The 10773-nt window shown below is 68.6% G+C and carries 12 protein-coding genes and 1 pseudogene; 6 read left to right on the forward strand and 7 right to left on the reverse strand.

Going from position 1 to position 10773, the window contains the following annotated elements:
- The first annotated feature begins 29 nt into the window (after positions 1–29).
- Both rplQ and truA read left to right on the forward strand, forming a co-directional pair.
- Positions 30–521, forward strand: a complete 492-nt coding sequence (gene rplQ / locus ACWC5O_RS35925; RefSeq protein WP_450585104.1) for a 50S ribosomal protein L17 — start codon at positions 30–32, stop codon at positions 519–521.
- A gap of 91 nt (positions 522–612) precedes the next feature.
- A complete protein-coding gene (gene truA, locus ACWC5O_RS35930; RefSeq protein ID WP_450585102.1) occupies positions 613–1467 on the forward strand; it encodes a tRNA pseudouridine(38-40) synthase TruA in 855 nt (284 codons plus the stop codon).
- Between the two features lie 3 nt (positions 1468–1470).
- Here truA and ACWC5O_RS35935 read toward each other — a convergent pair whose 3' ends face one another.
- On the reverse strand, positions 1471–2349 hold the full coding sequence (locus tag ACWC5O_RS35935) for a hypothetical protein (RefSeq protein ID WP_450585100.1): 879 nt from the start codon (positions 2347–2349) through the stop codon (positions 1471–1473).
- 298 nt (positions 2350–2647) lie between these two features.
- On the opposite strand from ACWC5O_RS35935, the gene rplM reads away from it, so the two are divergent.
- The 3 genes from rplM to glmM all read left to right on the forward strand — a co-directional run bounded on the left by rplM (position 2648) and on the right by glmM (position 5184).
- Positions 2648–3091, forward strand: a complete 444-nt coding sequence (rplM, locus tag ACWC5O_RS35940) for a 50S ribosomal protein L13 (RefSeq protein ID WP_030345455.1) — start codon at positions 2648–2650, stop codon at positions 3089–3091.
- A 42-nt stretch (positions 3092–3133) separates the two neighbouring features.
- A complete protein-coding gene (gene rpsI, locus ACWC5O_RS35945; RefSeq protein WP_100827765.1) occupies positions 3134–3646 on the forward strand; it encodes a 30S ribosomal protein S9 in 513 nt (170 codons plus the stop codon).
- A 179-nt stretch (positions 3647–3825) separates the two neighbouring features.
- Positions 3826–5184 carry a phosphoglucosamine mutase gene (glmM, locus tag ACWC5O_RS35950; protein ID WP_450585099.1) on the forward strand — a complete coding sequence of 453 codons (1359 nt, stop codon included), beginning with the start codon at positions 3826–3828 and terminating at the stop codon, positions 5182–5184.
- On the opposite strand, the gene ACWC5O_RS35955 is transcribed toward glmM, so the two are convergent.
- From ACWC5O_RS35955 to ACWC5O_RS35970, 4 genes are all read right to left on the reverse strand, one after another.
- Positions 5181–6119 carry a DUF389 domain-containing protein gene (locus ACWC5O_RS35955; protein ID WP_450585098.1) on the reverse strand — a complete coding sequence of 313 codons (939 nt, stop codon included), beginning with the start codon at positions 6117–6119 and terminating at the stop codon, positions 5181–5183. The two genes, glmM and ACWC5O_RS35955, sit on opposite strands and share 4 nt — an antisense overlap.
- Before the next feature lie 31 nt (positions 6120–6150).
- On the reverse strand, positions 6151–7119 hold the full coding sequence (gene coaA / locus ACWC5O_RS35960; protein ID WP_450585525.1) for a type I pantothenate kinase: 969 nt from the start codon (positions 7117–7119) through the stop codon (positions 6151–6153).
- A 67-nt stretch (positions 7120–7186) separates the two neighbouring features.
- Positions 7187–7333, reverse strand: a complete 147-nt coding sequence (locus ACWC5O_RS35965) for a hypothetical protein (protein WP_450585097.1) — start codon at positions 7331–7333, stop codon at positions 7187–7189.
- Between the two features lie 67 nt (positions 7334–7400).
- Positions 7401–7640: a hypothetical protein gene (locus tag ACWC5O_RS35970; protein ID WP_450585096.1), complete on the reverse strand. Its 240-nt coding sequence runs from the start codon at positions 7638–7640 to the stop codon at positions 7401–7403.
- Between the two features lie 157 nt (positions 7641–7797).
- Here ACWC5O_RS35970 and ACWC5O_RS35975 point away from each other — a divergent pair.
- A pseudogene (locus ACWC5O_RS35975) lies at positions 7798–7995 on the forward strand (glycine betaine ABC transporter substrate-binding protein); the annotation flags it as partial.
- A gap of 76 nt (positions 7996–8071) precedes the next feature.
- Here ACWC5O_RS35975 and ACWC5O_RS35980 read toward each other — a convergent pair.
- Positions 8072–8314 (reverse strand): hypothetical protein, encoded by a 243-nt coding sequence (locus ACWC5O_RS35980; RefSeq protein ID WP_450585094.1) that lies wholly within the window; start codon positions 8312–8314, stop codon positions 8072–8074.
- Positions 8315–8328: 14 nt separating this feature from the next.
- A partial coding sequence (locus ACWC5O_RS35985; protein ID WP_450781156.1) for a polymorphic toxin-type HINT domain-containing protein occupies positions 8329–10773 on the reverse strand: 2445 nt, incomplete at its 5' end.

Here is a 10773-nt window from a genome sequence, read left to right on the forward strand (position 1 = left end):
GGCCGGGGCAGACACACAGGAGAAGAACAATGCCGAAGCCCACCAAGGGTGCCCGTCTGGGCGGCAGCGCCGCGCACGAGAAGCTGCTCCTCGCGAACCTCGCGAAGTCGCTGTTCGAGCACGGCCGTATCACCACCACCGAGGCGAAGGCCCGTCGCCTGCGCCCGTACGCCGAGCGTCTGATCACCAAGGCGAAGAAGGGCGACCTTCACAACCGCCGCCAGGTGCTCCAGGTCATCACGGACAAGGGCGTCGTCCACACGCTCTTCACCGAGATCGGCCCGCGCTACGAGAACCGTCCGGGTGGCTACACCCGCATCACCAAGATCGGTAACCGCCGTGGCGACAACGCGCCCATGGCTGTCATCGAGCTGGTCGAGGCGCTGACGGTTGCCCAGCAGGCGACCGGTGAGGCCGAGGCCGCCACCAAGCGTGCGGTCAAGGAGGCCGAGGAGGCCAAGGTCGAGGAGACCACCGAGGCTCCGGCCGAGGAGGCCGCCGAGGAGTCCAAGGACGCCTGAGGCTCTGCCTGACGCTGGAAGCGGGTTCGCCCTTCGGGGCGGGCCCGCTTTCACGTTTTTTGAAAGGGATCTGTCCTGAGAGGATTCCCACGTGAGTGACGAAGTACAGCCCGGGTACGTCCGTGTCCGCCTCGACCTGTCCTACGACGGCACCGATTTCTCCGGGTGGGCCAAGCAGGCCGGTGGCCGGCGGACCGTGCAGGGCGAGATCGAGGACGCACTGCGCACTGTGACGCGGTCGCGGGAGACGTACGAGCTGACCGTCGCGGGCCGCACCGACGCCGGGGTGCACGCGCGCGGCCAGGTGGCGCACGTGGACCTGCCCGAGGGGGTGTGGCGCGAGCACCACGAGAAGCTGCTCAAGCGGCTCGCCGGACGCCTGTCCAAGGACGTGCGGGTGTGGGCCCTCAGGGAGGCGCCCACCGGCTTCAACGCCCGTTTCTCGGCCGTCTGGCGGCGTTATGCGTACCGGGTGACGGACAACCCCGGGGGCGTCGACCCGCTCCTGCGCAACCACGTCCTGTGGCACGACTGGCCGCTCGACGTCGACGCCATGAACGAGGCGGCACGGGCGCTGCTCGGCGAGCACGACTTCGCCGCGTACTGCAAGAAGCGGGAGGGTGCGACGACGATCCGTACGCTCCAGGAGCTGAGCCTGGAGCGGGGTGCGGACGGGGTCGTCACCGCGACCGTGCGGGCCGACGCGTTCTGTCACAACATGGTGCGCTCGCTGATCGGCGCGCTGCTGTTCGTCGGCGACGGCCACCGGGGCCCCGAGTGGCCCGGGAAGGTGCTGGCCGCAGGGGTGCGCGACTCCGCCGTGCACGTCGTACGACCGCACGGGCTGACCCTGGAGGAGGTCGGCTACCCCGCCGACGAGTTGCTGGCCGCCCGGAACAAGGAGGCCCGGAACAGGCGTTCGCTTCCGTCGGCGGGGTGCTGCTGAGGCCTACTGGTTCGCTGCGGCCGAGGCCTGGGCCTCGCCGCGGCGCCAGATCTGGCGGAAGGCGAACTCCTGCAGGTCGTCGCTGACCGCGAAGGCCTTGGTGTCCTTCTTGGTGACGTTCTTGCCGTTCGTGAAACCGGTGATCGTGAAGTAGCCGTAGCGGCCGACGGCGTTGCGGGTCGAGAAGCAGATCGCGCCGTCGCAGAAGGACTTGACGCCCTTGCCGGCCAGCGAGCGCACGATGCTCTTGTCGTCGGTCTGGGACTTGGCCTTCGCCGTCTGGGCCGCGGTGTCGAAGACGGCGACGCCGACGGTGACCGCGATGCCGTCCTTGGTGTAGGTGGCGCGTATCAGGCGGGTGCAGCCGTTCGCGGTGAGGATCTTGGGCAGGGTCGCGTCGGCGGCGGAGGCGCAGTTCTTCGTGTCCGCGGTGGCGCCCTTCTTGTACACCGTGCTGCCCATGGTCAGCTGGGTGCCCGGGAACAGCGTCTCGGGGCTCAGCGGCGCGGTGTCCTTCTTCGCGCTGGATATGAAGTCCTTCGGGTCCAGCGGCGGCGGGGCGCTGGTGGGTGCGAAGGACGGCGCCGTCGCCGTGCCGCTGGGCAGGGAGGCGCTGGCGGGCAGGCGGGTGGGATTGCCCGAGGCCTTGTTGTCGCTGTTCGCGGACACGACGGCCATGGCGACGGCGGTGCCGACCGCGATGGTGGCGAGCGCGCCGCCGCCGATGAACAGCAGCCTGCGACGCTTGTTCCGGGTCTCCGAGGCTTCCGCGAGCGCGGCCCAGTCCGGAGTCCCGTCGTCGCCGCCGCTGCTCCATGGCTGCTGGGAATGTGGTTTCCAGGGATCCCACTGAGACTGGGGTCCCCCCTGCCCGTAACTCATGGGGCGCATCTTAGACGGGGGGCCGGGGGTGCTGGAGTGCGTCGGTCGGCATGCCTTGTTTGTCCGTCGACATGAGGGGGAAGGGCCTCGTTTTGACCCTGCCGGGGGCGCCCAGGTACTCTGCTTCTTCGTTGTGTATTGGCTTGCTCATTCTCACGGGACGGGCCCTTACACCGGTCCACCGGGCCGATGACCAGCGATCAGCACGCGGTTTGCGTCACCGCGGTGCGGTCAAGGCTGTCGTGATCGTTTCGGTGACCTGTTCAGGACCATTCACTCGAAGCGAAGGCTACGAACCGTGCGTACGTACAGCCCCAAGCCCGGCGATGTGACGCGCCAGTGGCACGTCATCGACGCTCAGGACGTTGTCCTGGGCCGTCTCGCCACCACCGCCGCCACCCTTCTCCGGGGCAAGCACAAGCCGATCTACGCGCCGCACGTCGACGCTGGTGACTTCGTCATCATCATCAACGCCGACAAGGTGCACCTGTCCGGCAACAAGCGGACGCAGAAGATGGCGTACCGCCACTCCGGCTACCCGGGTGGTCTGCGCTCCGTCCGTTACGACGAGCTGCTCGACAAGAACCCCGAGAAGGCCATCGAGAAGGCCGTCAAGGGCATGCTCCCCAAGAACACGCTGGGCCGTCAGATGCTCTCGAAGCTGAAGGTCTACAAGGGTGACCAGCACCCGCACGCTGCCCAGCAGCCGGTGCCGTTCGAGATCACCCAGGTCGCGCAGTAAGTCCGGCCACCCCCTAAGACTGAAGAGAATCTGAGGAGAATCGTGGCCGAGACCACTGCCGAGCAGCCGATCGAAGAGATCGACATCGAGAGCTACACCACCGAGTCCGAGGTCCCCGTCGAGGGTGAGTACACCTCGGAGTCCCTGGCCTCCCGCTTCGGCGAGCCGCAGCCGGCCGCCGGCCTGGGCCGTCGCAAGAACGCCATCGCCCGCGTCCGGATCGTTCCGGGCACCGGCAAGTGGAAGATCAATGGTCGCACCCTCGAGGACTACTTCCCGAACAAGGTGCACCAGCAGGAAGTCAACGAGCCCTTCAAGGTGCTCGAGCTCGAGGGCCGCTACGACGTCATCGCCCGCATCGCGGGTGGCGGTGTCTCCGGTCAGGCCGGCGCGCTCCGTCTCGGTGTCGCCCGTGCGCTGAACGAGGCCGACGTCGACAACAACCGCGGCCCGCTCAAGAAGGCCGGCTTCCTCAAGCGCGACGACCGTGCGGTCGAGCGCAAGAAGGCCGGTCTGAAGAAGGCCCGCAAGGCCCCGCAGTACAGCAAGCGCTAATCAGCAGCTGCCTGCTCGTACTCCGAACGCCCCGGCGGCACGCCACATGTGCCGTCGGGGCGTTCGTTTATCCCGGCCAAGGGCGTATAACGACACAAGACGCTCAAAGGCCGGTGTGATCGGATGTTCAGCCGTCTGCCATCATTCCCGGCAGCAATGAAGCTTCCCTTGGAGGACACGTGGGACGACTCTTCGGTACGGACGGCGTGCGCGGTGTCGCCAACGCGGACCTGACGGCCGAGATGGCGCTCGGCCTGTCCGTGGCGGCGGCGCATGTGCTGGCCGAGGCGGGCACCTTCGAGGGCCACAGGCCGACGGCGGTGGTCGGGCGGGACCCGCGTGCGTCCGGGGAGTTCCTGCAGGCCGCCGTGGTCGCGGGTCTGGCCAGCGCGGGCGTGGACGTGCTGACCGTGGGCGTTCTGCCGACACCGGCGGTGGCGTACCTGACCGGCGCGCTCGGCGCCGACCTCGGCGTGATGCTGTCCGCCAGCCACAACGCCATGCCGGACAACGGCATCAAGTTCTTCGCCCGCGGCGGCCACAAACTCGCCGACGAGCTCGAGGACAAGATCGAGGCCGTGTACGAGTCCCACCGGCACGGCGAGCCCTGGGAGCGGCCCACCGGTGCCGGGGTCGGGCGCGTGCGGGCGTACGACGAGGGCTTCGAGCAGTACGTCGGCCATCTGCTGGCGGCGCTGCCGAACCGTCTCGACGGCCTGAAGATCGTGCTGGACGAGGCGCACGGTGCGGCCGCGGGGGTCTCGCCGGAGGTGTTCTCGCGGGCCGGCGCCCAGGTCGTCACGATCGGTGCCGAGCCGGACGGGCTCAACATCAACGACGGCTGCGGCTCCACCCACCTGGACCCGCTGAAGGCCGCGGTGCTCGAACACGGCGCTGCCTTCGGCATCGCGCACGACGGTGACGCCGACCGCTGCCTGGCCGTGGACCACACCGGCGAGGAGGTGGACGGCGACCAGATCCTGTCCGTGCTCGCGCTGGCGCTGCAGGAGCGCTCCGAGCTGCGCTCCGACACCGTCGTCGCGACCGTCATGTCCAACCTGGGCTTCAAGCTGGCGATGGAACGGGCGGGCATCCGGCTGGTGCAGACCGCCGTGGGCGACCGTTACGTGCTGGAGGAGATGAAGGAGCACGGGTACGCCCTGGGCGGTGAACAGTCCGGGCACGTGATCATCCTCGACCACGCGACCACCGGTGACGGCACGCTGACCGGGCTGCTGCTGGCGGCGCGGGTGGCGCAGACCGGTCGGACACTGCGGGAGCTGGCCGCCGTCATGGAGCGGCTGCCGCAGGTCCTCATCAACGTGCCGGACGTGGACAGGTCCCGTGTGAAGACGTCCGCCGACCTGGCCGCCGCCGTCGCCGAGGCGGAGCGGGAGCTGGGCTCCACCGGGCGGGTGCTGCTGCGTCCCTCGGGCACGGAGCCGCTGGTCCGCGTGATGGTCGAGGCGGCGGACATCGAACAGGCCCGGTCGGTCGCCGGGCGGCTGGCCGATGCCGTGAAGTCGGCCCTCGGCTAGGCCACTTCCCGCTGTTCCCTCTGTCTGGCCCAGAACCACTTCTGGGCCAGCAGGGTGAGCGTGCCCGCCAGGACGATGCCCAGAAGGTTCAGCAGGAGCTGGGCCGTGGAGCCCCAGGCCTGGCGGTACTCGGTGTAGGCGAAGGCCACCGCCGCGTTGGCCGCTGCCGGGACCGTGGTGACGGAGATGGCCACGCCCACCAGGGCGCCGGACTTCGCCGAGGTCAGGGAGAGGGTGCCGGCGATGCCGGCCAGGACCGCCACGACGAAGGAGAAGGCGTCGGGGCGGTAGATGAAGTTGGTGTTGGGGCGTTCCGCCTCCAGCCGGACCTTGGTGAACAGGCCGATGCCGTCCATGAAGTAGGTGAAGCCGGCCGTCACCAGCATGGCCACGGCGAAGCCCACCAGCAGTGCGGTCAGTGAGCGCAGGGCGAGGCGTGGAGTGCGCTGCACCAGGGCCGTACAGAAGCCGGCCATCGGGCCGAACTCGGGGCCGACGGCCATCGCGCCCACGATCAGGATCGCGTTGTCCAGCACCACACCGCAGGCCGCGATCATGGTGGCGATCGTGAGGAAGGCGACGTAGGTGACCGACAGCGTCGACTCCTCGTGCGTGGCTTCCCGCAGGTGCTCCCACAGCACCGCGTCCGCGCCCTCGCCCGGTGCCTCCTCCTCGGCCTTGTCGGCGCGGCGGGACAGTGTGAGGTCTATGTCCTCCACGGCGATCGAGCCGGTCTCGTCCAGCCCCAACCGGCGTAGTCCGCCGATGAGTTCGTCCCCCGCCTCGCGTGCCACGTCGCACATGACGACGTCCCCGGCGGGATTGCGGGCGGCCGTCGGCAGCACGACGAGGTGGGTGGTACCGACCGTCTTCTCGATCAGCCGTACCACCTCGTCCGTCTTCTCGGCGGGGGTGATCAGGCGCAGATGCAGCATGGCGCCTTTTTAACAGGCGCCCATGCACATGTCACAGCTTGCGCAGGCGCAGCCGCTGGACTTTGTGGTCCGGGCCCTTGCGTACGACGAGGGTGGCGCGGCCGCGGGTGGGGGCGATGTTCTCGACCAGGTTGGGCTTGTTGATCGTGCGCCACTGGGTGCGCGCGTAGTCGAGGGCCTCCTCCTCGGAGACCTGGGTCCACTTGCGGAAGTACGAGGACGGGTCCTGGAAGGCCGTCTGGCGCAGCTTCTTGAAGCGGTTGAGGTACCAGCTCTCGACGTCGTCGGCGCTCGCGTCGACGTACACGCTGAAGTCGAAGTAGTCGGCGAGACCGACGCGGGTGCGGCCGTCCTTGCCGGGGAGGGCGGGCTGGAGGACGTTCAGGCCCTCGACGATCAGGATGTCGGGCCGGCGTACGACGAGCTTCTCGCCCGGGACGATGTCGTAGATGAGGTGGGAGTAGACGGGGGCGGTGACCTCGTCCTTGCCCGCCTTGATGTCGGCGACGAACCGGGTCAGCGCCCGGCGGTCGTACGACTCGGGGAATCCCTTCCGCGACATCAGTCCGCGGGCCCGGAGCTCCTGGGTCGGCAGCAGGAAGCCGTCGGTCGTCACCCGCTCCACGCGCGGGTGCTCGGGCCAGCGGGACAGGAGGGCCTGGAGCAGACGGGCCACGGTCGACTTGCCGCACGCCACGGATCCGGCGATCCCTATCACGAAGGGCGTGCCGGACTGCGAGCCCTGCTCGCCCAGGAACGTGTTCAGGGCGCTTCTGAGCCCGTCCGTGGCGCCGACGTAGAGGTTGAGAAGGCGGGAGAGCGGGAGGTAGATGTCCCGCACCTCGTCGAGGTCGATGACATCGCCGAGGCCGCGCACCTTCTCGACCTCTTCAGCGGTGAGTGGCAGCGGAGTCTTGTCGCGCAGCGCGCTCCACTCGGTACGGGTGAGGTCGACGTAGGGAGTCGCCTCCGGCTTGGGCCGGTGGGCGCTCCGGGGCATCGAGGAGACCGGTGAGATCACAGTCCATTGTTAACGGAGTTTGAACGGGGGTGTGGGGTGGGGTGCGTCACGTGTGGGCGGGAGCGGGCATCCGGCCGGTGACCACCCGCTCCAGCGGGGGGACGAGCCCGGTCACCGGAGTGCCGTACGGAGGGTTCTCCGCAACTACGCTGACCGGCTTGTGCGCGACCTCGGGGGCGAGAATCGTGCTCAAGCCGGTCAGTTGCCTGCTGACGGCGCCGTCATGCCGGAGACCCGGGCATAGCGGCACATGTGTCACATCACTCTTCGCCGAATTCCCCAAGCTCGCTGATCAGCCGCTGGCGAGCCGCTGCCAACTGGTCAGCGTAGGAGGAATCGAAGATCGTTGACAATTGCGTTTCCAGCGTCCCGTTGATCTTCAACAGGGCAGACCAGACTGCGCGGTCATCGACAATCGCCGAGAATTCCGCCCGATGCATGACGCGACTCATCCAGTCGGACAGGACAAGCGCCTGGTCGTCTGTCAACTCAATCTTCACGGAGATCTCTCTTCGGATCGTGCTTTCGTCCCGACGCTCCATCTCTAGAGCTTCCCATCCCGCAGCGGGTAGGTGAGCTGATCCCCTGTGGATCGCCACCCTCCGAGATACTCCCCAACGTTCGGGCCGTCTGTGGCGAATGAGGCGTGCAGCCCTGTGTCGTCCGCACACCCCGCTGCAGAAGTTCCTGAACACGGACTTCGCGAAGTCCGGCGGCAAGGCGGCGTCCTTCCTGAAGAAGTTCAAGTGGACGACGGACGACCAGAACCAGGTCTCCCTGATGATCGCCGACCAGAAGATGAGTCCGCAGGAGGCGGCGAAGAAGTGGGTGGACAGCCACCCGTCGGAAGGAAAAGGCCCCTCGCCCGCCGGACCCCTGTGGGGCCGGTGGGCGAGGGGCTTTTCGCATTCGGTGGAGTCTCGCTGTTACGTCAGGCGACTTCCTCCAGCCATCCCCAGTCGCCGGGGCGGCTTCGCAGACGACTGACCGCCTGCTCAAGGCAATCGTCAAGGCTGGAGGACTCGGCCCGGATGAAGCCCTGGTCTCCGAGGACCTTTCCGGACATGACTACCGTCCACGGCTCCCCGCCATCCGCCATCCTCTCGTCGTCCACTTTGAGGATCACAGTGACACCCGAGCGGCCGAGTCTCTCCATGAGTTGACTGATGTTCATTTCCCGAGCTCCTGTCAGAAGCCCCTCAGGGCTGCCGCGATGTCGTCAACGTCGTGCAGCTCGCCCTTTCCGACCCTGTCGATGACGCTGCGTAGGTCCTGGGACGTGGGCCCGCTGATCACCCCGTTGCGCTCCATCAGCTGTTCCACGACCGCTTGCGCGGTCCGCTTGTTCCCGTTATTGAACATGTGGCTTCCCGCGATGTCGCGGATCACGACCGCGGACTTCTCCCAGAAGCTGTTGTAGCGACTCGCGTTGACCAGCATGTTCTCGGGGGATCCGCTCAAGAGCGTTTCGCCGCCGAACCAACGGTTGATCTCGGTGATCTCATCGGCGGTAACGCCGACCTTGAAGCCGCCCAGACCACAGGCAGGGCCGGTGTTGTGCACAAGCACCGGCGTGGAACCAGCGAGTACATAGTACGTGTGGAGCTGGTCGACGGTGAGGTTGTAGGCCGAGTGAAGCCGGTGGTAGCGGTGGACGCCGACCACGGTGACGGCCTTGCCGCTGCTGGTGCGCAGGGTCTGGCCGGGCTTGAGGTCGCCTGCGTCGATCCAGCGGCTGGCGCTGGGCGACCAGAAGGGGTGGTGCTGGGTGGCGGTGATCAGTGCGTCGCCGGCGTCGATCGTGATGTCGGCGAACTCGGTGTCGTCCGGTGTGTAGATGGTGCGGGCGACGGTGTGGCCTTCGGTGCGGCCGCTTTCGGGATCGGTGGCGAGAACGGCGTCGTAGATCCGGACGTCCTCGATCTGCTTGGTCGTTCCGTCGGCCATCAGCACGCGTGTGGTGCCGGGGAAGCTGTTACGCTCGCACGCTTTGGTAAGCGCCTTGCTGACTTTTGCCGTGATCCCGGCCATGGCCTCCTTGGACAGGGGGAGGGCGTGCAGCGCCTTCCAGGCGTCCAGGTAACCGATTCCGGTCCTGGCGGAGGCGTCGAGTGCCTTGACGGCACGCGCGATCGGGCCGAGCACGCCTTCGACCGGGACGTACGTGGCGATGCTCCAGGCGCAGGCCTTCTTGTCGCCGTGCCAGCAGTCCATCAGGTCTGCGGCGAAGACGTGGAACAGGATCGCTCCGGCTGTATCACCGAAGAGGCTCTGCCATCCGGCTTGGACGATGTCCTTGCCGGAGAACTTGTGGGTCCAGCCGTCGATCTTGACGTTCTTCAGCGTCGACCGCTGAAGGAACTGCCACGCCGGCTTCGGGCAACCGTCCTCGGTGGCCTGGGCCTGGTCGTCGGTGCAGAGGTAGAAGTCGGCCTCGTAGGTGACGACCAGGTCGTACTCCGCGTCGCAGCCGCTGAAGGCCGCTTGCGGCATCGGCGGGCAGGTGCCGATCTGCTTGGAGCTGACGATCTCGACGGTGGACTCGTCCGGGACGGCGAACACACCGGGAATGCCCGTACCGGACCCCTTGGACGCCTCCTTGTTGGCCTCCGCCCTTTCCGCTCTGTCGGCGGCGTCCTGTGCCTCCTTGGCGTACTTGGCGGCGTCCTTGGCGGCCTGTTCGGCTTCGGTGGCGGCTGCGTCGGCGCGGTTGGCGGCGGCGCGGGCGTCCTTGGCGTCCTGTTCGGCCTGGGAGGCTGCCGAGCGGGCCGCGGCCGCGTCGAGTTCCGCCGCGTCCGCCGAGTCGCGGGCGTCCTTGGCGTAGCCCTCGGCGTTGCCGGCGGCCTTGTCGGCGGCTGCGGCGTCGTCGGCGGCCTGCTGGTCGTAGTCGATGGTGCGGGCCAGGGACGCTGAGGCTGCCGCTGCGGCCTTGGCGGCGTCGGCGGCGTAGCCGAGGGCGTCCTTGGAGTAGGTGCGGGCGTCGGCGGCGTACTGGGCGGCGTTGGCCGCGTGCTGGTAGGCCTCCTTGGCGTCGCCCTTGGCCTGGTCGGCGATGTTCTTGGCGGCCGCGGCCTCGGCTGCCGCGTTCTTGGCGTGGGCGTCGGCGACGGCCTGCTGCTGCTCGGCGATGGACTTCGACGCCTGCCCGGTCAGCACGACCAGGCCGGCGGCTGAGTCGGTGTCGACATAAGCGGAGCCCAGCTGGATCGCGTCGTTGGCCGGGTTGGCCACCTGCTCCGCCGCCTTGCCGGCGTCGACGGCCGCCTGGGCGGTGACGTGGGCGTAGCCGGCGGCCTTCGCGGCGGCCGCGAGGGCGTTGCCGGCTTCCTTGTTCGCGGCGTCGGCCTGGGTCTTGGCGTCCTTGGCGTGCTGTTCGGCCTCGTCGGCGAGCTTGACCGCCGTCTTGGCCTCGGCGGAGGCGTCCTGGGAGGCCTTGATGGCGTCGGCGACGGCGCTGGTCGCCGTCTTCACCGCGGCGTCGGCCTTGAGCTTGTCGGCCTGGGCGGCGTCGGCGTCGGAGCGGGCGCGTTTGGCGGCCGCCTCGGCGCGGGTGGCGGCGGCGTCCGCGTCGGCGGCCGCCTGGGTGGCGGCGTCGGCCTCGGAGCGGGCCCGGCCGGCCGCGGCCTCGGCGTC

The sequence above is a fragment of the Streptomyces sp. NPDC001450 genome, from assembly GCF_053597295.1.

Bases quoted from the DNA above. Each gene is read 5' to 3' on its own strand.
- ACWC5O_RS35935 (WP_450585100.1), bottom strand. From the start codon at position 2,349: ATGAGTTACGGGCAGGGGGGACCCCAGTCTCAGTGGGATCCCTGGAAA.
- ACWC5O_RS35980 (WP_450585094.1), bottom strand. From the start codon at position 8,314: ATGAACATCAGTCAACTCATGGAGAGACTCGGCCGCTCGGGTGTCACT.
- rplQ (WP_450585104.1), top strand. From the start codon at position 30: ATGCCGAAGCCCACCAAGGGTGCCCGTCTGGGCGGCAGCGCCGCGCAC.
- coaA (WP_450585525.1), bottom strand. From the start codon at position 7,119: ATGCCCCGGAGCGCCCACCGGCCCAAGCCGGAGGCGACTCCCTACGTC.
- ACWC5O_RS35955 (WP_450585098.1), bottom strand. From the start codon at position 6,119: ATGCTGCATCTGCGCCTGATCACCCCCGCCGAGAAGACGGACGAGGTG.